The 23,592-nt window shown below is 55.4% G+C and carries 20 protein-coding genes; 13 read left to right on the forward strand and 7 right to left on the reverse strand.

The window, feature by feature from the left end:
- The first annotated feature begins 40 nt into the window (after positions 1 to 40).
- From HNQ64_RS21130 to HNQ64_RS21180, 11 genes are all read left to right on the forward strand, one after another.
- Positions 41 to 1,735, forward strand: a complete 1,695-nt coding sequence (locus tag HNQ64_RS21130; protein ID WP_184212507.1) for a GspE/PulE family protein — start codon at positions 41 to 43, stop codon at positions 1,733 to 1,735.
- Between the two features lie 52 nt (positions 1,736 to 1,787).
- Entirely contained in the window at positions 1,788 to 3,026 is a 1,239-nt protein-coding gene (locus HNQ64_RS21135) for a type II secretion system F family protein (RefSeq protein WP_184212509.1), read from the forward strand.
- 117 nt (positions 3,027 to 3,143) lie between these two features.
- Positions 3,144 to 3,593 carry a type II secretion system major pseudopilin GspG gene (gene gspG, locus HNQ64_RS21140; RefSeq protein ID WP_184212511.1) on the forward strand — a complete coding sequence of 150 codons (450 nt, stop codon included), beginning with the start codon at positions 3,144 to 3,146 and terminating at the stop codon, positions 3,591 to 3,593.
- Positions 3,594 to 3,673: 80 nt separating this feature from the next.
- The gene (locus tag HNQ64_RS21145; protein ID WP_184212513.1) at positions 3,674 to 4,375 is read left to right on the forward strand and encodes a pilus assembly FimT family protein; all 702 of its coding nucleotides are present in this window, start codon (positions 3,674 to 3,676) and stop codon (positions 4,373 to 4,375) included.
- A 95-nt stretch (positions 4,376 to 4,470) separates the two neighbouring features.
- Entirely contained in the window at positions 4,471 to 4,806 is a 336-nt protein-coding gene (locus HNQ64_RS21150; protein ID WP_184212515.1) for a hypothetical protein, read from the forward strand.
- Positions 4,781 to 5,656 carry a prepilin-type N-terminal cleavage/methylation domain-containing protein gene (locus HNQ64_RS21155; protein ID WP_184212517.1) on the forward strand — a complete coding sequence of 292 codons (876 nt, stop codon included), beginning with the start codon at positions 4,781 to 4,783 and terminating at the stop codon, positions 5,654 to 5,656. The genes HNQ64_RS21150 and HNQ64_RS21155 overlap by 26 nt, the downstream gene beginning before the upstream one ends.
- Positions 5,653 to 6,642, forward strand: coding sequence for a type II secretion system minor pseudopilin (locus HNQ64_RS21160; RefSeq protein ID WP_184212519.1), 990 nt, complete (start codon positions 5,653 to 5,655; stop codon positions 6,640 to 6,642). Before HNQ64_RS21155 ends, HNQ64_RS21160 begins: the two co-directional genes overlap by 4 nt.
- Before the next feature lie 69 nt (positions 6,643 to 6,711).
- Complete coding sequence (locus HNQ64_RS21165) at positions 6,712 to 7,926, forward strand: hypothetical protein (RefSeq protein WP_184212521.1); 1,215 nt, start codon at positions 6,712 to 6,714, stop codon at positions 7,924 to 7,926.
- A gap of 33 nt (positions 7,927 to 7,959) precedes the next feature.
- Positions 7,960 to 8,511, forward strand: a complete 552-nt coding sequence (locus HNQ64_RS21170; RefSeq protein WP_184212523.1) for a GspMb/PilO family protein — start codon at positions 7,960 to 7,962, stop codon at positions 8,509 to 8,511.
- A gap of 19 nt (positions 8,512 to 8,530) precedes the next feature.
- Positions 8,531 to 9,181 (forward strand): hypothetical protein, encoded by a 651-nt coding sequence (locus tag HNQ64_RS21175; protein WP_184212525.1) that lies wholly within the window; start codon positions 8,531 to 8,533, stop codon positions 9,179 to 9,181.
- A gap of 127 nt (positions 9,182 to 9,308) precedes the next feature.
- Positions 9,309 to 12,023, forward strand: coding sequence for a secretin N-terminal domain-containing protein (locus HNQ64_RS21180; protein ID WP_184212527.1), 2,715 nt, complete (start codon positions 9,309 to 9,311; stop codon positions 12,021 to 12,023).
- 105 nt (positions 12,024 to 12,128) lie between these two features.
- Here the strand turns inward: HNQ64_RS21180 and HNQ64_RS21185 are convergent, their stop codons facing one another.
- The 4 genes from HNQ64_RS21185 to HNQ64_RS21200 all read right to left on the reverse strand — a co-directional run bounded on the left by HNQ64_RS21185 (position 12,129) and on the right by HNQ64_RS21200 (position 17,454).
- On the reverse strand, positions 12,129 to 12,365 hold the full coding sequence (locus HNQ64_RS21185; protein ID WP_184212529.1) for a hypothetical protein: 237 nt from the start codon (positions 12,363 to 12,365) through the stop codon (positions 12,129 to 12,131).
- A 57-nt stretch (positions 12,366 to 12,422) separates the two neighbouring features.
- Positions 12,423 to 15,146, reverse strand: a complete 2,724-nt coding sequence (locus HNQ64_RS24405) for an SNF2-related protein (protein WP_184212531.1) — start codon at positions 15,144 to 15,146, stop codon at positions 12,423 to 12,425.
- A gap of 91 nt (positions 15,147 to 15,237) precedes the next feature.
- On the reverse strand, positions 15,238 to 15,942 hold the full coding sequence (locus HNQ64_RS21195; protein ID WP_184212533.1) for an outer membrane lipoprotein-sorting protein: 705 nt from the start codon (positions 15,940 to 15,942) through the stop codon (positions 15,238 to 15,240).
- Between the two features lie 138 nt (positions 15,943 to 16,080).
- Positions 16,081 to 17,454 (reverse strand): sigma-54-dependent transcriptional regulator, encoded by a 1,374-nt coding sequence (locus HNQ64_RS21200; protein WP_184212535.1) that lies wholly within the window; start codon positions 17,452 to 17,454, stop codon positions 16,081 to 16,083.
- Between the two features lie 299 nt (positions 17,455 to 17,753).
- Between HNQ64_RS21200 and HNQ64_RS21205 the strand changes: the two genes are divergently transcribed.
- Entirely contained in the window at positions 17,754 to 18,524 is a 771-nt protein-coding gene (locus tag HNQ64_RS21205; protein WP_184212537.1) for a hypothetical protein, read from the forward strand.
- 43 nt (positions 18,525 to 18,567) lie between these two features.
- Here the strand turns inward: HNQ64_RS21205 and aroB are convergent, their stop codons facing one another.
- Together aroB and miaA are read right to left on the reverse strand one after the other, a co-directional pair.
- On the reverse strand, positions 18,568 to 19,668 hold the full coding sequence (gene aroB / locus HNQ64_RS21210; RefSeq protein ID WP_184212539.1) for a 3-dehydroquinate synthase: 1,101 nt from the start codon (positions 19,666 to 19,668) through the stop codon (positions 18,568 to 18,570).
- Entirely contained in the window at positions 19,623 to 20,534 is a 912-nt protein-coding gene (gene miaA / locus HNQ64_RS21215) for a tRNA (adenosine(37)-N6)-dimethylallyltransferase MiaA (protein WP_184212541.1), read from the reverse strand. Before miaA ends, aroB begins: the two co-directional genes overlap by 46 nt.
- Before the next feature lie 66 nt (positions 20,535 to 20,600).
- Between miaA and HNQ64_RS21220 the strand changes: the two genes are divergently transcribed.
- The gene (locus tag HNQ64_RS21220) at positions 20,601 to 21,512 is read left to right on the forward strand and encodes a TlpA family protein disulfide reductase (RefSeq protein WP_184212543.1); all 912 of its coding nucleotides are present in this window, start codon (positions 20,601 to 20,603) and stop codon (positions 21,510 to 21,512) included.
- A 55-nt stretch (positions 21,513 to 21,567) separates the two neighbouring features.
- Here HNQ64_RS21220 and HNQ64_RS21225 read toward each other — a convergent pair whose 3' ends face one another.
- Positions 21,568 to 23,448: an ABC transporter ATP-binding protein gene (locus HNQ64_RS21225; protein ID WP_184212545.1), complete on the reverse strand. Its 1,881-nt coding sequence runs from the start codon at positions 23,446 to 23,448 to the stop codon at positions 21,568 to 21,570.
- Positions 23,449 to 23,592 lie beyond the last annotated feature (144 nt).

Raw genomic sequence — 23,592 nt, forward strand, 5'->3', positions numbered from 1 at the left:
CAACCTTGACGGATCTCGGGCGTTTAAGCACGATTCCCTCATGGCTCTGCTCTCTCTTTCTGATGTGCTTTTTCAAACCGCCAGCCAGGCCGGCTGTCGGGACCAGTCGCGTTTGCGCCATGCGCTGGATGAGGCAACGGACAAAAGGCTGCCGCTCATTGATGCGGTGCTGGATGCCAATGTGGTGGACGAAGAGAGCTTTTTCTCCAGCCTCGCCACCCACCTACGCCTGCCTTATTCCAATGAAGATTCGGCCGAGCAGGAGGGTTTACACAATCGCTTCCCCGCGAAGCTGGCGCTGAGGCACCGCATCTACCCCGCGCATGTCTCTGCTGTGGAAGCCACGGTGCTAACCTACAATCCCTTTGACCTCAATGCCCGTCAAGCCGTGGGCCAGGAATTGCAAAAGCGCGTGCACTGGCAGATCGCCAGCCGCCACCGCATTTTGGAAGCTCTGCACCAGGGCTACGGGGTGGGAGCTGAAAACTTTGAAGAACTGCTGGAGGGCCGCGATGGCGGCGAGCAGGACGATGACATGAAGCAGGAAGTGAACGTCCTGGATGAAGCGGACGAAGAGGCCACAGTGATGAACTTTGTGAATCAGGTCTTTCGCGAAGCTTTGAAAGAACGCGCCACGGACATTCACGTAGAGCCCCTCGAGCGCGACTTGCGCATCCGCTACCGCGTGGATGGCAAGTTGATCGAAGTTCCGGTGCCGCCTAACATGCGAGTGTTGCAAAATTCTTTGATCTCTCGTTTGAAGATCATGGCACACCTAGACATCGCCGAACGGCGCATGCCTCAGGATGGCCGCATCAACTTGGAACTGGATGGCGAACCGATTGACGTCCGTGTTGCCACCATCCCCAGCGTGAATGGTGAGTCTGTCGCATTGCGTTTGCTCACCCGCAAAAAGTTCGACATGGCGGCCATCGGCCTGGATGCCGATACTGAGGCGAAGTTCCGCAAACTGCTGGCAGCCCCGAATGGCATCATCCTCATCACAGGACCCACGGGTTCAGGCAAGAGCACCACGCTCTACACCTTGCTCAAGGAACTGAACACCAAGGATCGCCGCATCGTCACCATCGAAGACCCTGTGGAAAACAAGCTGGACGGCATCATTCAGATTGCCGTGAAGCCAGAGATTGATCTCACCTTTGCTGCCGGTCTGCGAAGCATTCTGCGAGGTGACCCGAACGTCATCATGGTGGGAGAAATGCGTGACCAGGAAACGGTGGAAATCGCCATCCGTGGCGCACTCACGGGGCACTTGGTCTTCTCCACCCTTCACACGAATGATGCCGTGGGCGGCATCTCGCGTCTGCTCGACATGGGCATCGAGCCCTTCATGGTCTCCTCCTCGGTGCGTGCCTTCCAGGCTCAGCGTTTGGTGCGTACCCTCTGCCCGCATTGCAAGGCTCCCGCGCATCATGAGGAAAGCTTCCTCCGCGCCTGTGGCTTCCCATTGGAATGGAAGGATAAACTCTTCCACCCCGTAGGTTGCCGCTCCTGCCGCAATACCGGTTTCACAGGCCGTCTCGCCATCATGGAAATCTGCCTGATGACAGAAATGCTTTCGGAGAAAATCAATCTGCGAGCCACCACCATGGAACTCAAAGCCCAGGCCCTGAAAGACGGCATGGTCCCCATGCGCCAGTACGGCTTCCGCAAAGCCTCCCAAGGCATCACCACTTTGGAAGAGGTGATGACCGTCACGGCCGCCAGCGAGTGAGGGAAATTGTACATCTTTAGAAGACAGCCTGTTTTCCTGACTCAGCCTTTTCATGCCCTCTTTTACTTACATCGCCCTGAATGCCACTGGCCAGACTGTTACGGGCAGCCTTGCGGTCGGCTCCAAAGCGGAGGCTTTTCGCAAGCTGGAGGCTCAGGCCCTAACACCCGTGAAAGTAGCCGAGGAGGCAAAGTCGGCGAAGGCAACCGCAGCTTTGGCGGCGAAGGCGGAGGACAACCAACCCGTGCGACTCAAGCGTAGCCAGATCATCCTTTTCACCGAGGAACTGGCCGACATGCTGGATGGAGGGCTCCAGATTGACCAAGCCCTGCGAGTCATTGCTGAACGCCAGGAGGATGTGGGCCTGCGCAAGGTCTCCGTCATCCTGCGCGATCAGCTTCGCGAAGGCTCCACCGTAGCCAAGGCGCTGAAAAAGGCATCGCCCAGTTTTGACGAGTTGTATTGCAACCTCGTCGCTGCGGGGGAAGTCAGCGGCTCCTTGCCGGAGATCCTGCGGCGGCTTGCGCAGAACCTCATGGTGATGGCAGAACTGCAGGCCAAGGTGACCTCCGCCATGATCTATCCGGCCTTCCTCATCGGGGCGTGCATCGTGCTGATGATCGTGTTCATGACGGTGATGGTGCCACAGATCACAGACCTCCTCGCCAAGAGTGGGCAAAAGCTGCCACTCGCCACGCAGATGCTTATCAGCTTTAACAATTTCCTAGCTCAATGGTGGTGGGTGATGCTGACGGTCATCACCATCGTTTCCCTTTCTTTTAAAGCCTACATCGCCACACCAAAGGGGCTGATGTGGTGGCATGAGACCAAACTCAAGTTGCCTCTCTTTGGCCCCGTGATTGCCACGCGATTCTATGCCCAGTTTGCGCATTCCATGGGCAGTCTGGTTGGAAATGGCGTGCCTCTGCTCAACAGCATCCGGTTGGTTTCCAAAATCTCGGCCAATGTTTACATCCAGTCTCTGTTAGCCAAGGTGACGAGTCTGGTGGCGGAAGGGGGCGCTCTTTCCAACTCGCTCAAAAAGGTATCCCACTTTCCCATGACGCTCATAGACATGATCGCCGTGGGGGAACAAACCGGCACCTTGGGCAAGTCTCTGGAAAAAGCGGCTGGCCGTTATGATAAGGAGTTGGACAAACGCATCAAACGTATGACGGCCCTCATTTCCCCCATCATCATCGTCTTCATGGCGGTCATCGTCGGTGTCGTTGCATACTCCATCATCTCTGCCGTGTTCCAGTCCGTGAATGGCATCAAGAGCCGGGTGTAGCTGACGAGACCGCCTTTCCTCATGCCAAAAAACCATCCTTTTCACCTTCCAAGCCGCCACCCTTTTCATTATTTTCATCTTCTGAAAATCCACGCTTTGCCCATCGTTAATCATCCCATGAATACCTCACACCCCTTCCTGCGCCACTCGCGCCAAGCCTTTACCCTCATTGAAATCGTCATCGTGTTGACGATCATTTCCATCCTGGCGGCCGGCTCCATTTACATGCTGAAAGGCAACGTGGATGTGGCCAAGGAAACCCGCGTGGATGGTGACCTGCAAAACATCATGACGCAGATCCAGCTGTATGAGGCCCGCAACATGCGCCCACCAACGACCGAGCAAGGCCTCAAAGCCCTGGTCGAAAAACCCACCTCCGAGCCGCTGCCAGAGAAGTGGACGGCTCTCATGGAAGAAGTGCCGAAGGATCCGTGGGGACAGGAGTACAAATATCGCTACCCAGCCCAGAAATCTAAAAAAGCCTTCGATGTCTATTCCATCGGCAAAGATGGTGCTGAAGGGACTGAGGACGATATTGGCAACTGGAAAGCCTCCGCTACCAAGTGAGTTGAGTCAGTCGGTCTGCGCCTCGTTAAAAGGCGCGGAACCACGGACCATTTCTGGGGTTGGAATGAACTGACAGCCGAATGATTTCCCTCACCCCCAGTCCTTATATTTCGCAAGCCCAGCCGGGTTTTCCGGCTCGGGCCCAGCGTGTAAGATCGGGTTTCACCCTGGTGGAAATTGTCATTTCCCTAACCATCATCATCGTCATTGCGGCGGGTGCGGTGCCCATGTTTAAAGGGCTGAGAGAGGAACAACAGGCGCGCGAACCCATCCTGGAGTTGGTTCGATTGGCCAAGGAGGCACGCATCCGTGCCATGAGGGAGAAACGCCCTTACCAGGTCGCCTTTTATCCTGGCGGTTTTGTCGCCTCACGCTACTTCACGCCTTACTTGCAGCTTTCTGAACTGACCACCTTTCTGCAAGAAGAAGAGGCAGGAGTTAGGCGATTAAACCCCAATTCGGATGACAATGACTCGGACCTTGATGCGGGAGCTGGGGATGTGCCGAAGACTTCCCTGCCCTTGGCCCCAACAGCCCCTAAACTGGATGATCACTGGGAAGAACACTATGACCTGCCGCAGGACGTCCAATACTCGCTGAAGTTCTGGCACGATCTTGAAGAAACATTGATCGAGGGAGAGGTGGTCAGACTTTGGGTCTTCCAGCCTACAGGCATCTGCCAACCTCTGAAAATTCATCTGGATCGTCAAAGCGCGACCTTTGATGTGGAGTTTGGCGCCCTCACCGCAGACATCACCAAGGAGATCATCGACCTGAAATGAAGATCTCGAAAACACCTCTCTCAGGTCAACCTCACTCAAGTTTGAGGAGCATCCCCCGCGGTTACATCCTGCTCGAGCTGATCATTGCACTCTCCATGTTCGCGATTGGTGTGCTTGGGCTGGCGAATGCACTGGGCACCTCGGTGGAGGTGGCAAACATCTTGAATAAGGACCAACGCATTCGTATCGGCATGCGGTCCTTTTTAGAAGAGGTACGGCGCAAGCCGCTCAATGAAATGTCTGCAACGGTAGCTGATGCTGCCACAGGAGTGACCTACACAAGCAGCATTGAGAGGGTGGCCTTAACGACGACTCGAGGGGAGACCTTGAGCGATCTCTACAACCTTAAAATCATCGCAACTTACTCAGTGGGGAATGAACAACGGGAGGAAAGCGTGGACGTGTATGTTTACAAACCTGCCACCAAATAAATCCACCCAACCAAAAGTGTGGTCAAGCCTTCATCATGGCTTCACGCTGATGGAGGTCGTGATTGCATTGACCATTCTCGGCATGATCACTGGCACTCTTTTTTCCATCATCCAGGGCAGCGTGCGCGCGGCCGCTCAGGTGGAGCAACTGCAGCGGGAAAACGATGCCATCAATCGCTTCCTCGACCTATGCCGGAAGGCTTTTACCACGCTGCCCAGTACCGCCACGCTGACCCTGACCGCGCTGGACCCAAACTCCCCCACCTCTTCTGCACAAGAGCTGACGATCAGCGGCTCCACCCACTGTTTCGGTTTTGGCCTCAGCCCCATTTCCTATGAGGACACCATTTTGGGTCTGAGACCTGACCCCAATGGAGCCACCGATGCCAATGGGCTATTAGTGCAGTACCTATGCCTTTCCCGCGAAGACCTCATCCCCGAAAGTGATGACAGCAGCATGGCCCTGCGCCAGGAAACTACGGGCCTGAGTGCGCCAGATGAACAAGGCCGCTACTGGATGCCGCTGCTACCGGATGTGGTACAGATGAAATGGCGCTTTTACAAAGAGGCCGACGAAACCTGGCTAGAAGAGTGGGACGAAACTAACTGGCCTGCCCTCATTGAATTACAGCTCGTCATGCGGGACCGCACCACACCGCTACGCATGGTCTATAGCGTGCCGACGATCACCATCGTGGCAGGCAATGGCACAGCGACGAGCACCAGTAACGCTACCACAACCACCACAAGCCAAAACAACCCAGGAGGAAACGGTGGCAATGGACGAGGGGGACAAACGAATAACCCCAGAACCAACCCCGATACCCCAAACTCAAATCCACAGCGATGAAGCTGCCACACCGCCAATGCGATGGAGCAGACATGATGGATCGCTCCTCCCGAAAAATAGCCTTCGACATGATGCCAAGGGTGGCTTCACAGACAGGCTCCGCCCTCATGCTCATGGTCTGGGCCCTGCTGCTGATGTCCGTCACGGTCATGGGGGTAGTGGAGTACATTCGGTTCAGCGCCGAGGAGGCCGTCTTAGCCTCGGCCGAATTTCGGGCCCTCCATTTGGCAGAGAGTGGACTGGCCGTGGGGCTGCACCCTTCAGCGAGGCGTGGAGACAAAGTGCTGAAGCAAAAGATCGGCACTGACAGTGGCTTTGACGTGGTGATCAATTATGAAGGCGCGCGCATTCCCATCAATTACGTCACGGATGAACGATTGCGTGAGGCTGTCTATGAACTCTTTGTTAGGTGGGGACTCAACAGCGATGAAGCCAGCATCGCCAGTGAATCCTTAGCAGACTGGGTGGATCGTGATGATAATGTGCGCAGCAATGGTGCAGAAACCGCTTTTTACGAAAGCCAGCGCCTGTTTGAATTACCGCGCCAAAAGGGATTCATCAATGTGGACGAGATGCTGCTAGTCCGTGGCATGGGCATTGTGGACCGACTGAAGCCGGACTGGCGTGAATTTTTCAGTGTCTATGGGGACGGCACGATTGATCTGCGGACGGCGTTTAAAGAAACGCTCATCGCAGTCGCCAGAGCTTCCGAGACGGATGTGGTCAACTACATCAACCGCCGTGATGGGGCCGACGGCATCGCCGGTACAGAAGACGACCAGCGCATTTCAGACAGTGAGGCCTACCGTCTGCTGGGGCTCACTGGAGATCGAGCCCAGGCCATGCAGGGCATCCTAACCAGTGATGATGATCTGCGCCGCATCACCAGCACGGGCTACGTGGGTGAAAAGCGCGCCCAGATCATCATCATTGCCCGCCGGGGTGAAGACAGATCCCTCACTTACCTTGCCCGGATCGAAGAGTGAGTCAGATCCCCGCACTGAATCTGACTTTCCTCGCAACTCCTGACCACTTCACACGTTAAAGCCCACCGCATGTCGTTTGCCGCCACTACCCTCCTACTCCCTTCACCCGATGCCACCTGGCGTGTTTGGAAACCACGGAGTATCAGTGGAGGTGAAGCTGTGGAAAATCCCGCCTCCGTTTCCAGCCAAGGAAAACCTCTCTTGGTGGGCCTGCCAGCCACCGCCTGCCGCACGGTGGGACTCGTGCTGCCCAATGCGGATCATGAAATTTTAGAGCAGATCATCATCACCCAGCTTGACCGCAAAGGGCTGAAGCTGGAGGGAGGCACCCATCGAAACTTTCGCTGGCATCTACTCACTCAAAACGCCTCCGTCGCCACCGTCAGTGTGGATATTTTGGCTGAGCCGTTCCCTCAAGATTTGGCTCTGCCACAAGCCTCTGACTACACTGCCGCACTGCGTCTGCTAACGCTGCCCAACGGCAGTCTCATCATCACCGAGGAACACGGCTCCCTGGTACTCGCGGCCAATTACCAGGGAAAGCTGTACCACAGCCACCTCTTCGCCCCAGCGACAGCCTCGAATGAAGACATCGCCCAAGAAATCCAGCTCTCGCGCCTCGCACTGGAGCAAGATTTAGGCGTGGGGGGCATCACAGGTATCACCCTCGTAGGCACCTCCTGGCAGCCGGGGCAGGCCATTGATTTGGCAGCCCTGACAGACCTTCCTGCAAACATTCTCCCTCACCTCTCGCCGAATACAGATCTAGACACTCGCGCATGGCCACGACTGCTGCCTCACAGTGTGCGGCAGGCCCAAGATAGCACAGCCCGGCGCGGCAAAATGACCCGGTTCGGGATCTTAGGCGGGCTCCTTGTCATCGCCCTGGCTTTTTGTGCCTTTGCCTACTTACGCCTTCAGGAGAGGACGGCGGCAGAACTCGAAGCTGCTGTGGAGGCCACTGCGGAACCGGCTGGCAACGTGAAAAAGACCGTCGAACGCTGGAAGGCTCTCGCTCCAGCTATCGAGCCCAAACGCTATCCCATGGTTCTGCTGGCTGAGATCACCAAACTGATGCCCCCGAGTGGCATCGTCATCCGCGAGTATGAGATCAAGGACACAGAGATTGACATTCGTGGTGAAGCCCGAGATGCGCAGATGGCCTTTCAATTCGTCGAAGACCTGCAAAAACACAAAACTCTGGGTCTCTACAAATGGACCAAACCCCAACCCACCGTGCGCGAAAAGACCGCCCAGTTCCGCGCCCAGGGTAAGCTGCAGTGATCCTTTCCATCCTCCTACCTCCTTTTCGACCGAATGGCTCAGAAACTCACATCACGTGAAAAAAATCTACTGCTCGCCTGCGTAGGCGTGCTGGTCTTCATGGTCTTCGCCATCCTGGTGAATACTTTCCTGGGAAGACGCAGCGTGGCCCTGCAAAAAATCGCCACTTTGCAGGCCCAAAAAAGCGAAAACGATACCTGGATGGCCGACCGGGCCTTTTGGGAAAAACGCCGCGCCTGGTTGGTGGAAAAAATGCCAACGACGGAGAGCCTCGGACGCGCCCAAGGCCAGTTGCTTGAAGACCTACAAAATCAAGCTTTAGAATTTGGCTTCACCACGGAGCAACCCACGCTGCCCCCGCTAGCAGCACCTAACGAGAACTACCGCGAAGTGACCGTCTCTGTGCGCCTGCGGGGCGACCAGACGATGGTTCTGCAATGGCTGGCCACCCTGCAATCCCCAGAGAAATTCCAAGCCGTGCGCCAACTGGAAGTGGAGATTGATACCCGTTCCCGCGAAAAGACCCCGCAAGTCGTCTGCAACCTCACCCTCGCCCGGTGGTTTAAGCCTGAACTTGGACTATAACCCGCACCATCCACAGCTCATGAAGACTACCCCACTTCGCTGCCTCTCCGTGTTGCTGCCCTCGGCTTCCTTACTCGCCGCTGAGCCCGATCCTGACCTACCTCAGGCTTTTGATCCAGCGACTCTATCCCCTGTCGTGACCACGTCCCCCTTCACACGGATGGTGAACATGTCGGATAACTTGGTCCTCACTGGCATTGCCTACATCAATGGCAAACCCGTCGTCACCGTCTTCAATAAAGAAACGAAGCAGTCCTTCATTGTTGGCACCGAGCCTAACTTTCAGGGTTGGACGCTGCAAGAAGCCCAGCCTGCGCCCGACATCACACGCAGCCAAGCGCGCATCAGTATCGGCGGCGAAGTCGTCAGTGTGCGTTACGCAGCCCTGACCTCCAAGGACATGAAACCAGACGCCAAGTCTGGTGAACAGCGATCTGACCGAGGCCCCTCTTCAGGAGGTGAACGTTTTAGAGGCAGCTCCCGAGGCCCCTCGGAAGAGGATCGGAAACGTTATGAATCCCTTTCAGACAAGGCTCGCGAAAAACTACGCGAAACATTTCGGGCGAAGTTTAGCGACCCCAAATTCCAAAACGCACCTGAGGAGGAAAGGCGGAATATAATGCGCAAGACGTTTGAAGACATCGAAAAAGAGGACAAAGGCCGCAAGTAATTCTAACCAAATGCATCGAACAATAGTTGCTCGATCCATCTACGCTCCACATCCCCTTCCCTCACGCCTTAGATCTTCATCAGCCACGCCGCCGTTTCTTCATTTTCCCAGCCACACCCTTTTTTTCATGTTTTTCTCCCGGCTCCGTCCCCACTCCCTTAGCTCCCTGAGCGCGCTGCTGCTCATCACTGGCCCCCTCAGCGCCCAGGAAGCAGCGCCTACGCCCCCCTCAACACCCATAGGTGCCCCTGCGCCCGCCACCCCACCCACAGGAGCGGACACACCCGCACCACCGCCTGACGGTGCGCGACCTCCAGGCACCCCAGGAGAAGGTGGCTTTGGTCCTGGCGGAGGACGTTTCGGCCCAGGTTTTGGTGGGCGCCGCCGGACTGGCGAAGGCGGTCCGGGCTTTGGCAGTGCTCCAGGAGCAGGAGGCCCTGGCGGTGAAAACATTCAGAGCACCCTCGCTCAGACCATCCGCATGGAAGGTGACAGATACGTTCTGCAATTCCCAAACAATCCCGTCGCGGACATGCTCAGCATCTATGAGTTGCTGACCAACATTACCCTGGTGAAAGACACGAACATCTTCAATGAGGGGGCTCCCGTCAGCCTGGCCACCCCAAGAGCTGTGACCAAGGAAGAAGCCGTCAAACTCATCGAGGCCACGCTCCTCACCAATGGTTATGCCATCGTCATGGAGCCCGATGGTAAGAGTGCCCGTATCCTCCCCGCGCGTAATCAGAGCGCCAATGCCGTGCAGTTTTCTCACGGGGTGCGCTTTTACACCTCAGCCAAGGATCTACCCGAAGGAGAGACCATCATCACCTACTTCATGAAGTTGGCGTATCTGGATCCCGAAGAGGCTGCCACCATGCTCTCTGGCCACGTGGGCCTCAGTGTCTATGGCCGCATCACTCCCGTGCTCACACCACCAGGCCTCCTCCTAACCGAAAGTAGCACTGTCATTAAGCAACTCATTAGCATCCAAGAGGCCATAGACATAGGCGATACAGGTTCTTCCCTGGTCACCAAATTCATTCCTGTGGAATATGCCGAGGCTGCCACCATCGCCCAGATCATTCAGGCTACCCTCACCGCTCAAGCTCAAGAAAAAGAAACCAAAGGCGTCAACACCATCCGCGGCAATGCCGCCAGCGATGGCCGTAATCGTGAAGAGCGGCAGGACAATAATAACAACAATAATAATCGCTCACAGCCACCCGTCATCATCAACGGCCAAGTTGTTCAGGGTGGGGCTAAGACACCCATGCCAAGCGCCCAGGTGGTGGCAGACACGCGACTGAACCAAATCCTCGTCGTCTCCTCTCCTGAAGACTACACGTACATCGCCAGCTTGATCGCCGAATTCGACAAACCGCTGGTGGTAGATGAACCGTACGAGCGCAAACTGAAGTATGCCGCTGCAGTGGATGTCCTCAGCGCCATTACCGATCTCCTCCAAGACACCAACACGGGAGGAACCGTCCAGCTTCCAGGCGGCGGCACCATCCAGCAGCAGCGCACGCAGCCGCTGGCCAGCAGCAGTAGCCAGCTCCTGACAGGTCGCACCACCACCGGCACTCGTGGAGGCCAAGTTCTCGCCACCAGCGGCAGCACTTCAGACGATACAGCCACGGCCTCCTCCGCCGGAGCTTCTCGTGCAGATCTCATTCAGGCGCCCACCGAAGACAATGCCCCCATCTCCGTGCTCGTGGGTAAAACACGTGTCGTAGCCGATCCGATGGCAAATTCGATCCTCGTCATGGGCCGCAAGGAAGCGATTGATAAGGTCAATGGCCTGCTGGACAAGCTGGACCGCAAGCCCTCCCAAGTTTACCTTTCCACCGTCATCGGCCAGCTCACGCTGGGGGATGGTTTTGAGTTCGGCGTTGACTACCTCAGTGCGCTTAACAACAAGGATGGCACGAATTTCAGCGCCGGTGGCATCTTCAGCCGTGAAGACATCCTCAATGGTACTGCGCTGACAAGGGCCGTGGGTGATGTGCGCAACAACGCCATCACCAATGCATTTGGTCCCGCTAAGGGCCTCAATCTTTATGGAGCCATCGGCGACAGCCTGGAGGTCTTTGTCACGGCCTTGGAGACCACCAATCGGTTTAAGGTCCTCTCTCGCCCCAGTATTTTTGCCCTGAATAATAAGAAGGCCTCCATCACCTCCGGCCAGCTCATCCCAGTGCCCGGTGAATCCACCACCAATGCCAATGGAAACAACAATGGCATCATCACCACCAATGTGGAATACCGCGATGTGGTACTAAAGCTGGAGGTCGTTCCTTTGATCAATGAAGACGGCGAAGTCACTCTGACCATTGCCCAGGTCAACGACACCGTCATTGGCACTCAGCGTGTGGAACCCAACAACATCCCTATCATTGGCACGGAGCAGATCATCACAACGGTCACGGTACCTGATGGCAACACCATCGTCCTTGGTGGTCTCATTTCCGAACAAAACAAAAAAGACACGGAGGGCGTGCCCTTTCTCAGCCGCATCCCAGGTGTGGGAAATCTCTTCAAAGAGAACAAGGATAGCAACTCTCGCAACGAACTCATCATCTTCATCCAGCCTCAGGTTGTGACGGATAACAACTCTCTGCGCAATACATCCTTACGCGAAGATTATCGCACCCAAGTCGGAGCCGATGCTGCTGAAAGGTTCCCCGAAAATGTGGATATTCAGGCACCACGGATCAGTGACGCCAAAGAGGCCGAAATCATCGAGACCGAGGCTCAACAAAAGCAGGGATTTTTCTCCCGCATGTTCCGCCGCAGTAATACACCCAAGGCAATCACACCCGCACCTGGTTTGAGGAGGTAAAGTCAAGGGGGCTCGCCTTCCAAGGCCTGCTGTATCGAGCTTTTGAGGAATACCTCAAAAGCTCGCTCTATCCTCCACCCTGTTAGGGTGAAAATGCCTTCAAGGTTACCTCAGAGTCTCGGGCACCTGCCCGACTAAGCGAGGCTCTAGACCGATGTTGGTAAAGACCTCCATCAGTTCTTTGAGGCTCGCAGATTCAGGATCATCCAGTTCGAAGTACACCAGCTCATGGTGAGCATCCACCTTGTAACGGATTTTGGGAAACAGGTCCATCTGGCCTCTCAATTCCAGCAGTCTGGACTCAGCACGGAGCCCACGGGCGTAAACTTCGATTTCGATCATTGCGTTCTTTTTAACCAATGAGCGTGAAAACGACCAGCAAAAAACTTGAGCTGAATTTTAAGCCTCCAGCAGGCGCTGAATATCATCCTGGGTGAGACGCAGTTTATCCGCACGCCCAGTCAGCAGTCCTTCGATTAAAGCAGCCTTGGTCTTTTGCATTTCCACGATGCGTTCCTCGATGGTGTCTTGGCAAATGAGCTTATGAATGAAAACAGGCTTCGTCTGACCAATGCGATGTGCACGGTCACTCGCCTGGGCCTCCGCCGCTGGATTCCACCAGGGGTCATAGTGAATGACGGTATCTGCAGTCGTGAGATTCAGCCCTGCACCGCCGGCCTTGAGGCTGATGAGAAAGACAGGCACCTCCCCTGCTTGAAAACGGCGGATAGGGGTCTCCCGGTCTTGGGTATCCCCCGTGAGTTTCACAAAGGCAATGCGTGCCGCTTTCAGTTGTTCCTCAATGATGGCCAGCATCCGGGTGAACTGGGAGAAAATGAGAACCCGATGCCCTTCATCAATGAGCTCCGGCAAGAGGTCCTCCATAAGGTAAGCGGTCTTGGCAGACTCTGCCATCTTTTGGGCAGCCTCCATCTTCAGGAGCTGCGGGTGGCAGCAGACCTGACGGAGTTTTAATAAGGCATCCAGGACGATGATTTGGCTGCGGTCCAGCCCCTGGGCACTGATGGCCTCCTTCACCCGCTGATCCATGGCTGCGCGGATGGTTTCATAAAGGTCTGTCTGCGCCTTGCCTAACTCAATGGTGTGCAGAATTTCCGTCTTCGGGGGCAGATCTTTCGCCACCGCACTTTTGGTTCGGCGCAGGAGTAGGGGCTGGAGACGGGCTGCCAATTGCTTTTGGCGTTCGGCATCGCCGTCTTTTTCGATGGGGTTGCGGTAATAACTCCGGAACGAATCGGCATCCCCCAAAATGCCTGGCATGAGAAACTGAAAGAGACTCCACAGCTCCCCCAGGTGATTCTCGATGGGCGTGCCGGTGAGGCAAAGACGATGGCGGCTTTTCAGGGTGCCACAAACTTGAGCCATTTTACTCTTGGGGTTCTTGATATGTTGAGCTTCGTCCAAGGCGACGACATGCCATTCGACCGTCCGCAAAATATCGGCATCCCGGACTAACAAAGGATACGAAGTGATGACTAAATCATACTTGCCGATGCGGCGAAAATCACTGTGACGCTCATCTCCATGAAGCAACAGCACCCGTAAATCTGGGACAAACTTTGCCGCTTCCCGTGCCCAATTTCGCAAAACGGAAGTCGGTGCCAAAATGAGGCAGGGACGATCCATACGGCCAGATTCCTTTTCCAAAAGCAGGTGAGAAAGCGTCTGCAAAGTCTTGCCCAGGCCCATGTCGTCCGCCAGCACCCCATGCAGGCCAAACTCACGCAGGAACTGTAGCCAACTGAGCCCCTCATGCTGGTAGGGCCGCAGGGAAGCCCGCAAGCCCACAGGCAAAGATACCTGAGACATCTCCGTGAAGCCTTGAAGACGATCCTTCAAAGCAGCCAACTCGGCAGGCACTCGAATAGGCAACCCCTCCAGGCTGGCTAGCTGGGCAGCCCGCAGTTTGTCTAATTGGAGTTTCCCGCCTTTGCGAGCCACACGTGAGGCCAGCAATTCATCCAAAAAACGCAAGAGCACCAGCAGACGCCGGGCAGGCACGGCCAAGACCGGATTTCCAGGTCCAGGGAGGGCAATGAGATACTGCTCATCCAAATTCGCCTCCAGCTCCGCCGTCGTCAGCCCGCGATCAATGCAATCCACCAGCAAGGGCACAAGAGAGATGCGCTCCCCCTGGACATTCACCCCAAGATCCAGAGCGAAACTATCCCGGCTACCCGTCACATCTTCCACATCCGTAAACCAGGCATCATCTTCGGCCTCATGAATGCTGAAACCAAAATCTTCCGGCACCTCCACCTCCCAGCCCTCCGCTCTCAGCACAGGAACATCATCTCTCAAAAATTCAGACCAATGGAGAGACTGGTCCCTGTCACTCATGGTAAACAGCGCCGTCAGAGGCTCCTCCGCACTGGCATCAGGGATGGCTTGCATGACCGGCATCAAACGTGAACGAACGAGGTCCGTCAGCAGCAGGCGCTCCATTTTGGCATTCCGTGTCAGCGCCCGAGTCCGACCATCCTCCCCCTGCCAGCGCGCGCCAGACGACCGGCCTGGCAAAGGGAAACTTTCCGCGCAGCCGTCATACCTAACTGAAAGTTCGGCCACGCCAATGCTGATCTGTGCATGACTAAGCTGGCTACGCCCGATCTTAATCTGAGGCCGCGCCACTGTGACGCGCCTGAGTCGCAGAAAAGGGCGCGGTTTTTCATTGTCTATCTGGACGGCATCGTCGGCCCCACTTGCGGTTCCACCAGGGGCTTTTTCTCCAACTGTGCTAGCACCTGGCCGGGCGATTTTCTCAATGTGCTGCCGCCCCGCCTCACCTTCACACAGCAGCATCAAAGCCGCAGCGTGTTCACAAAGGGAGCCTGCGTGGCAGCTACACTCTGTCGTGAGATGAAGATCGCCATTGGCAGCCAGGCGCAGGCGCACACGGGCTTCTTCATGCGTGAGATCGCTGCGCCCCACCGTGCCTGCCATTTCAAGTTCCTGGGCACTGATGAGCGCCACGGCATTCACCTTGGCATGAAACCGCACCCATTTCGTCGCCGCCTCAATCTGGTGCCGCTTAAAAAGCCACATCCAGGACTTGCGGCGCACTTGAGACCAAAGCTGGGGGAAAGGAAACGGATCAGGCACGCGGACGGCCTGAAATAGCGTGCAGCGCAGTCCTGCCAAGTTCTTTTGCGAAAAGAACAGCGAGAATGAATAACCGAGTGATTCGAGAGCCCTACTGCTTCTCTGGCTTATCCATGGTCATGTAAGTCATGCCCTTGCGATCTCCATTGAGCGGATTGAAGGACTGCACACGCATCTCACGTAGAGCCGTGGCATCACCGACTTTCCAGACTTTGGAAACTTCAAAACGCTTCACCAGTTTGCCGCCTTTGTTGTAGGCTTCCATCTTCGCCACACCACCGCTATCCTGGTGGACCCAGAGATCCACAGTGTAATACGGGCCGCTAGTATCTGGGGCCGTCACGCGCACCAGCCAGCATTTGATACGAGCAGTGGTGAGGCGGGCATTGGCATCCAGCAACTTCACGTCTTTCCAATAAAGGAAGCGCTGAGATAGATCCTCATAATTGAAGTCCATGCCCCGCACTGCATCCGCTCCGTTTTTCAATGGCACCTGACTGCTGCCCCCTGGTTTTACCTGCCAAAGGGTGGCGGGATTGGTCGTGAGGTCCAGATGAATGATCTCTGGCGGTTCACTGGCAAAACGGAAACGCATGACCGATTTCGTGAGTGTCAGCTCCAATGGCTCTTCTTTCCCTGTGTCATCATCCCGCAGTTTCCCGGTCATGCGGTGATCCTGCATGGCGTAACTGCGGCGGACGAGCCCCAAGATTTCTTCAGCACTGGGGGTAGGCTTGTCCTGAGCAGATGCGGTGGTGATCAGAGCTAGGGAAGCGAGAAAAAGACGACGTTTCATGAGATGCATCATAGACCCTGTGGGCAGGGCTTTCATTCAAATGTCAGTGACGAAAGACAACGGCTGCGCAGGTTTCCAGAAAGGTCTCATGCGGCTAGTAGCCGTGAAGATTCGAACATCCCTTCGTATCTGGCCTTATTACGCCGTCGTCTTGCGGTCCACATTCAGGCCCATTTTACGATAAAGCGTCGCGATGCTGACGCCGAGCATGGAGGCCGTTTTTTCACGTGAGCCGTTGTTATACTTCAGTGTTTCCTGAATGAAGAGACGCTCCTGCCCACGAATGAAATCATCCAGAGTGGACCCGATCGGCAACTGGGTAGTACCCCCCGATACCGAAGTCGTCGGGACCTCGATCTGTTGAGTGACTTTGGCAGGAAGATCAGCCGGGCGGATGCGGTCATTTTCAGCAAACGCGCAGGCACGCTCCACGGCATTGCGCAGCTCAGAAATATTCCCTGGCCAAGGGTATTTCTCCAAAAACTCTAGAGCATATGCATCCATGCTCTTGGCACGAGAATCGGTGCGATCTGTGAGTTCTTTGAGAAAGTGGTCCACCAGAGGCTTGATGTCTTCACACCGCTCACGCAGAGGTGGGATCTTCAATGGGACCACCGAGAGCTTGTAATAGAGATCCTCACGAAACGTGCCTTTTTTGGAAGCTTCCTCCAGGCAAATGGTCGTGCTGACCACCAGGCGAAAGTCAGAGCCATTGCTGTTGCTCCATGCACTGCGGCGGGCCTGCATCTCATCCAAGAAGGTATTCAGTTGCGCCTGGATACGGGCTGGCAGGACATGCACTTCGGCTAAGTGAACTGTCCCACCACTGGCGCGACTGAAGATACCGCCCTGGCCATTGGTATGGCCGAAAAGTTCAGCCTCAAGAGCATCTTCAGGCATGGCACTGCACTGGAGTTCTTTGAAAGGAGATCCACTGCGGCGGCTAGCCTCATGCAAAGCACGTGCGACCATGTGTTTTCCTACGCCAAATTCCCCCTCTAGGAGTACGGGGCTGTCATTATCGGCCACACGGCGCACGATCTCAAAAATGCGTTGGATCGCATCGCTATGGCCGATCAATTTTGAGGAGGCAGCACTTCGTACTGTAGCTGAGGTCCCCAGAATGGGGTTGGAAGTATTGGCTGTTGGATTATTCCGATTCAACGCCTGGTTAACCGTTTTAATCAGGTCTCCCAAGTCGAAAGGTTTAGTGAGGTAGTCAAAAGCCCCCAAACGCATGGCCTCGACGGCCGTTTCGACGGTCCCATGGCCCGTGACCATGATGACAGCCGTATTTGGAAACTGGTCCTTGCACATGCTTACCAGATCCAAGCCATTGACGTCGCCAATCCTTAAATCTACGATGACTAAATCAGGCTGCTGGCTACGAATCGCAGCCATGCCATCAATCCCAGTGGTACAGCCGAAAACGGTATGACCTGCGGCACGGCAGAGCTTGCTCATCAGCTCCAGGATAGCTGCCTCGTCGTCAATGATTACCAGTTTGGCCATAAATAGTTAAAAATTGAGAGTCAATTTTGATTATTAAATATGCTAAATGCACAGCCTAGCCCAGTCAACGCCGTTTCCATTGACATAGTAAAATTGTAAGGAAGCGCGTAACACCGTGCAAGTTGAACTCCAATTCACAGGTTAACGAAGCCCGCCCCTTTTAGTTTTCCACCCATTGCCACGTAAGACAACAAGAAGCCTCTGATTTCCATTGGATGACAGCCTTTTAACAGAAATTATTGAGCTTTACTGATTGAAGTCTTGCCTCTTGGTTTGCCACCTGCTTGCATCCGCCCTTGATGTTAAGCCTTCCCGAGAAACAAATCTACATCCTCGCCATCTCTTTTATGGCGGCTATTTTCGTCGCGGCCTTGGTTCGCCTCTGGCTCGTCCGACGCGAAGAAGAGCGTCTTGTGAAAAACAAAGACGTTTTAGAAAAACAGATCGTTCTACAGCAGAAGGACCTCATGACAGTCCGTCAAGAATCCAATGCCTGGCGCACCGAAATGCAGCGTCAGTTTGATCTCTTTCGCCACATGGCCAGCGATCAGTTGGGAGTGGAAGAAAAGCGCTTTAACGACCTTCTGGCCCAATCCACACGCCGGGAATATGAGCTGCAGACAGCCCTCGCCTTGGCCAAAGACATGTGCATTGAGCTGCCCTCTGCCAAGGCCCGCATCCTGCATCTAGAATCTTTGCTGGGAAATCCACGCCCACCAAGCGACAATGATGGAGGCCTGCCAGTCACAAATTCGCCCGTCTGCCCGTTGCCTGATCTAGGAGGTGGTAGCCCCGATGCCCCTTTCGAAGAGCCCGAAACTGAAGCTCTTACTTTCACGGATGCACCGCCACCTGAAATCGAAAAACAAGCCGACATTCCACCTGCACCGGATGTCACCCCAGAAGAGCCTGCTCAAGCGGAAGACAGGCTCAGTGAGTTGGAGCAAAAGCTGAATGACGCTGTAAAAAAAAACAGCTTTTTGCAGCAAGCTCTGACGACGGCGAGACTGCGCTCCCGCCCCCACTTCTCTAAGACCGTGCGCAAAACGCGGGCTAAACAACGGGCATGAAGGCTAGGTCAGGCCGAGTGGGTGAGTCCGCTCGACTGATCACTCAACGCCGAACTTCATCCAGAGCATCCATCAGATCCTGTTCCGTCACGTCACTGCTCACCAGGGCATCTCCCATCTTGGGCAGTAAAACGAAACGAATCTTGCCTGTCTCAAATTTTTTATCCATGCGGGTGATACGCAACAGCTCCTGTGTATCAAAACCTGCGGGTAGGCGAGTGGGCAGATCAAACTGATGAAGGAGGGAGATCATGCGGTCACAGTCACTCTGAGGTAGCCCCGCTTTTTTCACTGAGAGCCAGCCTGCAGCCCTTAGGCCAAGAGAGATCGCCTCCCCATGAAGGAGGGTGCCGTAACCAGCAGCGGCCTCAATGGCATGACCTAAGGTATGGCCGAAATTCAGCAAGGCGCGGAGCCCCTTGGTTTCAAATTCATCGGCCTCGACGATGGCGGCCTTGATGGCAATATTTTGACGAATTAATTCTGCCACATCGCCAGTCCCCTTTGCCACAGCTTCGATGAGATCCAGCATGGCGGCATCGCGAATGCAGGCGTGCTTGATGATCTCTGCAAAACCTTCATTCCATTCCCGCTTATGCAAGGAGTCCAGCGTCGCGACGTCTGCGATCACATGCACCGGCTGGTGAAACGCCCCCACCATGTTCTTCGCGTCGGGGAGATTGACCCCCGTCTTCCCCCCCACACTACTGTCCACCTGACTCAGCACCGTGGTCGGCACCTGCACATAAGGAATGCCACGCTGGAAGATGCTAGCGCAAAAGCCGCCCAGATCCCCGATGACGCCACCGCCAAGGGCGATGACAAAACTTTTTCGGTCCAGCCCGGCGCGCACCATTTCCCCACAAACAGTCTGGGCACTCATCAGTGACTTGCTCGCCTCTCCCGCAGGGACGGTGATCAGGTGTGCCACCTTGCCAGCCGCGCGGAGACTTTGCAGCACGATTTCTGAATACAGTGGGGCCACATTGGAGTCGGTGATGACTGCACAGCTTTTCTTCTCTGGTAAACGAGCCGCCACCTCTTGGCCGATGCTCTCTAGCAATCCCCTGCCCACCTGCACCGTGTAACTACGCGAGCCTAGGTTAACGGCGACAGACTGGATGGTGGCAGTGACTTCAGGCATGGGAAAGACGTGAGGATGGAGTTGGCCAATGACTCTGCCGTGGACTCTGCATCCAGGCAAATCGTTTGCAGCCACGTCTCACGGCGGAACCACGTGACCTGGCGCTTGGCATAACGGCGTGTAGCCTGCTGCATGGCGTCCAGCGCCGCCTCCAGACTCATCTCTCCGCGCTGGTACGCCTGCATTTCGCGCAGGCCGATCGCCTTGGCAGCCGTCAGTCCCAGGGCGGGCAATGCAGCCACTTCGGCCAGCAGTCCCGCAGCCAGCATGGAATGCACACGGGCATTGATGCGTGAATACAGTGCCTCGCGTTCCCAAACCAGCACGCCACCACAGCCAGCGGGCTCGCTCTGGCTAAAAGTCTGGCGCAGGGTGGACTGAGGCAGCCCAGTCTGTAGGCAGATCTCCAGAGCGCGGCTGACATAACGAGGATTGGCCAAAGGAACGTTTTCAACTGCCTGCGGATCCAATTTCAAAAGCAACTCCCGAGCCTCCTGAGCGGACATCTCTGCGACCCGCGCTCGGACCTCTGGATCTGGCTGGGGGAGTGGGGCCAGCCCATGAGAGAGGGACTTGATATACAATCCGGAGCCGCCGACCAAGATGGGCAGCCGATCACGCGCCAAGATATCCGCAATCACAGGCAAGGCCAAGTCGCGATAACGCTGGGCATCGCAGCTCTGCATCAAAGGCACCACGCCGTAAAGATGATGAGGCACACGCCGCATCTCTTCCAGGCTAGGTTTTGCCGTGATGAGGTCCATGCCTTGATAGAGCTGGAAGGCGTCAGCGTTGACGATCTCCCCACCGACTTTTTCTGCGAGGGTCACAGCCAGGGCCGACTTCCCGCTGGCAGTGGGACCCACGAGAAAGAAAGGAAGCGAAAACCGGCTCGACATATTTGCACCTAACTGACGTAATCTCTCCTGTCCATGAAACCCCTGCGCCCTCTTTTTTTCATCGCCCTCCTCTGTGCCCCACTGTCTGCTCAAGAGGCGGCATCCAGTCCCCAGGAGATGATGCAGCGCCTGTTTGATCCCCAGGCTAGCAAGGCGCAATTTGAAGAGGCCGCTAAAAAAGCAGGCATGGCAGGCATCGCCCGCCAGCAAATCATTGAAGCTCGCCTCGTCTGGGGTTTGCGGAATCAAGATGCCTCATGGCTGGAAAAGATGCTGCCTGAACTGGAAGTTTTGGCCTCCAATTTTGATGCGGCCCAGTCCTCGGGCTTCAAGTCGGCGGGGGAAATTCGTTCCTTCATCTCTTACACTAAGGCCCTCATCGCCCAGAGCCAAAAGGACAACGATGCCTTTAAAACAAATATTCTAGAGGCGGTTTGGTTGAATCCTGGACAGGCCCAACTCTTCACGCAAGTCATCGAAAAACAGCGGATGGAAGCCAAGATGGCCAACATGAAAGTGGACCTAAACCTCGTCGTCAATACCCACGATGGTGAGGCCACCACCCTGGCGGACCAACTGGGCGACAAAAAAGCCCTCCTACTGGATTTCTGGGCCTCTTGGTGCGGCCCCTGCATGCAGCTCATGCCAGAACTGAAAAAGAAGGCAGACCTTCTTTCCAAACACGGCATCGTGGTGGCGGGGATGAATAAGGATGACCAAAATGCCCCCGCCGTAACGGCTAAAGTCAGGGAAGAACAAGACATCACCTTCCCTTGGCTCATTGAGCCTGCTGAACGCCCTTTTACCAAGTTGCTCGAGATCGAAAGCATTCCCCGCATGATTCTCATCGCTCCTGGAGGGCAGGTTTTATTCAACGGTCACCCGCAAGACCCTGCCCTGTGGATAGCCCTGCAAAAGGTGAATCCAGAGATTAAAGCACCGTAATTGCACCTCTGCTGCCCTGCCGTTGAAACACCGGCAGGGATCGGTTGGACGACGATTACTCGTGGAACTGCAGAGAGTAGAGCTTTTGATAGAGCTCACTCGTCTTCAAAAGTTCTTCATGGTTCCCCACATCAGCCACTTGGCCGTCTTTCATGACCACGATTTGATCCGCCTGCATGATGGTGGATAAGCGGTGGGCAATGGCGATGACGGTTTTCCCTTCCGAGAGGACATGGATGGCTTCTTGGATGATTTTTTCTGTCTCCGTATCTAGCGCACTGGTGGCCTCATCCAGGAGCAGAATCGGCGCATTCCGCAAAATGGCCCGGGCGATGGAAAGACGCTGCTTTTGACCACCGGAGAGATTGCACCCAGAGTCTCCCACCACAGCATCATAGCCACCTTGCTGAGCCAGAATGAAATCATGCGCGTGGGCTTTTTTGGCAGCCGCGACGATCTCTTCCTCAGTCGCATCCAGGCGGCCGTAACGGATGTTTTCACGGATGGTATCGTGGAAGAGAAAGGTGTCTTGACTGACGAGGCCGATGTTTCCACGCACGCTGTCTTGAGTGACGGCGCGAATATCCGCACCATCCAATAGCACCCGCCCAGAATCGGGATCGTAAAAACGAAGCAGCAGCGAAAAGAGGGTGCTTTTTCCCGCACCGCTGGGCCCGACGAGAGCATAAAACTTACCTGGAGCTAGGTCGAGATTCACGTGAGTGATGGCGGCTTTATCCAGCTTGGTCCCATCCATCTTTCCATAAGTGAAAGCCACATTTTCAAAAGTCACAGCCCCTTTGATGCGCGGTAATGAAGGAGCACCCGGCGCATCTTGAATATCCGCCGGACGATCCAGCAAGTGCACCACTTTATTCACGGCAAAGACGGTCTTTTGCATCAGCAAGTTCACCTTGCTGAGCTCTTTCGCCGGCGGGTAAATCCGCGTGAGCGACATGACGAGGACGATCAAGTCCCCTGCCCCACGTTGCTGCACCCAAAAATACACCAATCCAGCAGCGATGCCGATGGAGGCCACTGACTCCACAATCGGGCCGATCAATTCCATGGCTCGTGTCCAGCGCAGCATGTTCTTGCACATCTCGGCATTAGCATGGTCGAACCGCTGCACCTCGTATTCCTCGCGGGCATAACCTTTCACCAGTCGAATGCCCGTGAAGGATTCATGCATAGTGGTCATCATCGTTCCCACCTCCTTCTCCTCTCGTGAGCCAGCCTTACGCACCTTCCTCCCGATGGCAATGATCGGAGCCAAACAGAGCGGGAAAATGATCAGTGACATGAGGGTGAAGAACCAATCCTTAGCGAACAACACAAAAAGAATAGTGATGATGGTGAGGGGACGATTCGTGAGCAACTGCACCAACTGCACGGCATTGGTCTGTGCGACACGCGATTGGTTGAAGACAGTCTGCATGAGCTCCCCCGCCTTGGCATGGCTAAAGAAAGCCGGCGACTGGCGAAGAATGCTGCGAAAAACATCACTTCGAATATGAAACAACATTTTGTTACCCACCCAGGCCAGGCAGTACTTATTCAAGTACTCTAGGAACCCATTTAAAAACATCAAAATAGGGATGCACGCACAAGCGATGATGACTCCCGTCAATCCCACAGGGGTATCAGTAGCCACACCTAACATGTCAGCCACATTCACGTTTCCAAGAAAGGGGAGGTCCAGTGGCTGTCCCAGCGTTTTACCTTGCCCATCAAGGACCAGTTGAAAAATCACCTGGAACCCCATGATCATGACGCCATTGAACGCGGCCGCAACGACGCCGATCAAAATGCCGACGATGAATCGGCCCATCCAAGGTTTGAGGTATTGCAGGATGCGGCCGTAAGGCATCTTCAACTGCGCGATCTCAGCATCAGTCATCTGAGATGGATTCTTCGAAAAGGGGGCTTCAGCCATGTGGGTAGGGAAACGGCCGCCAGCAGAGCCAGCGGGCTGCATGCGTAGCACGGGACACCCAAAGCGTCGAGATGAAGTTCGTCCTTGCCAAACGCAGATCCGTGCCCTTGAAAAACGGCTTCGCCCATCGCAACATCGCTACCT

This window comes from Prosthecobacter dejongeii, assembly GCF_014203045.1.
Classification (GTDB): Bacteria; Verrucomicrobiota; Verrucomicrobiia; order Verrucomicrobiales; family Verrucomicrobiaceae; genus Prosthecobacter; species Prosthecobacter dejongeii.

Excerpts from the sequence above, each read along its gene's own strand:
- HNQ64_RS21130 (WP_184212507.1), top strand. The coding sequence starts at position 41 with ATGGCTCTGCTCTCTCTTTCTGATGTGCTTTTTCAAACCGCCAGCCAG.
- HNQ64_RS21135 (WP_184212509.1), top strand. The coding sequence starts at position 1,788 with ATGCCCTCTTTTACTTACATCGCCCTGAATGCCACTGGCCAGACTGTT.
- gspG (WP_184212511.1), top strand. The coding sequence starts at position 3,144 with ATGAATACCTCACACCCCTTCCTGCGCCACTCGCGCCAAGCCTTTACC.
- HNQ64_RS21145 (WP_184212513.1), top strand. The coding sequence starts at position 3,674 with ATGATTTCCCTCACCCCCAGTCCTTATATTTCGCAAGCCCAGCCGGGT.
- HNQ64_RS21150 (WP_184212515.1), top strand. The coding sequence starts at position 4,471 with ATGTTCGCGATTGGTGTGCTTGGGCTGGCGAATGCACTGGGCACCTCG.
- HNQ64_RS21155 (WP_184212517.1), top strand. The coding sequence starts at position 4,781 with ATGTTTACAAACCTGCCACCAAATAAATCCACCCAACCAAAAGTGTGG.
- HNQ64_RS21160 (WP_184212519.1), top strand. The coding sequence starts at position 5,653 with ATGAAGCTGCCACACCGCCAATGCGATGGAGCAGACATGATGGATCGC.
- HNQ64_RS21165 (WP_184212521.1), top strand. The coding sequence starts at position 6,712 with ATGTCGTTTGCCGCCACTACCCTCCTACTCCCTTCACCCGATGCCACC.
- HNQ64_RS21170 (WP_184212523.1), top strand. The coding sequence starts at position 7,960 with ATGGCTCAGAAACTCACATCACGTGAAAAAAATCTACTGCTCGCCTGC.
- HNQ64_RS21175 (WP_184212525.1), top strand. The coding sequence starts at position 8,531 with ATGAAGACTACCCCACTTCGCTGCCTCTCCGTGTTGCTGCCCTCGGCT.
- HNQ64_RS21180 (WP_184212527.1), top strand. The coding sequence starts at position 9,309 with ATGTTTTTCTCCCGGCTCCGTCCCCACTCCCTTAGCTCCCTGAGCGCG.
- HNQ64_RS21185 (WP_184212529.1), bottom strand. The coding sequence starts at position 12,365 with ATGATCGAAATCGAAGTTTACGCCCGTGGGCTCCGTGCTGAGTCCAGA.
- HNQ64_RS21195 (WP_184212533.1), bottom strand. The coding sequence starts at position 15,942 with ATGAAACGTCGTCTTTTTCTCGCTTCCCTAGCTCTGATCACCACCGCA.
- HNQ64_RS21200 (WP_184212535.1), bottom strand. The coding sequence starts at position 17,454 with ATGGCCAAACTGGTAATCATTGACGACGAGGCAGCTATCCTGGAGCTG.
- HNQ64_RS21205 (WP_184212537.1), top strand. The coding sequence starts at position 17,754 with ATGTTAAGCCTTCCCGAGAAACAAATCTACATCCTCGCCATCTCTTTT.
- aroB (WP_184212539.1), bottom strand. The coding sequence starts at position 19,668 with ATGCCTGAAGTCACTGCCACCATCCAGTCTGTCGCCGTTAACCTAGGC.
- HNQ64_RS21220 (WP_184212543.1), top strand. The coding sequence starts at position 20,601 with ATGAAACCCCTGCGCCCTCTTTTTTTCATCGCCCTCCTCTGTGCCCCA.
- HNQ64_RS21225 (WP_184212545.1), bottom strand. The coding sequence starts at position 23,448 with ATGGCTGAAGCCCCCTTTTCGAAGAATCCATCTCAGATGACTGATGCT.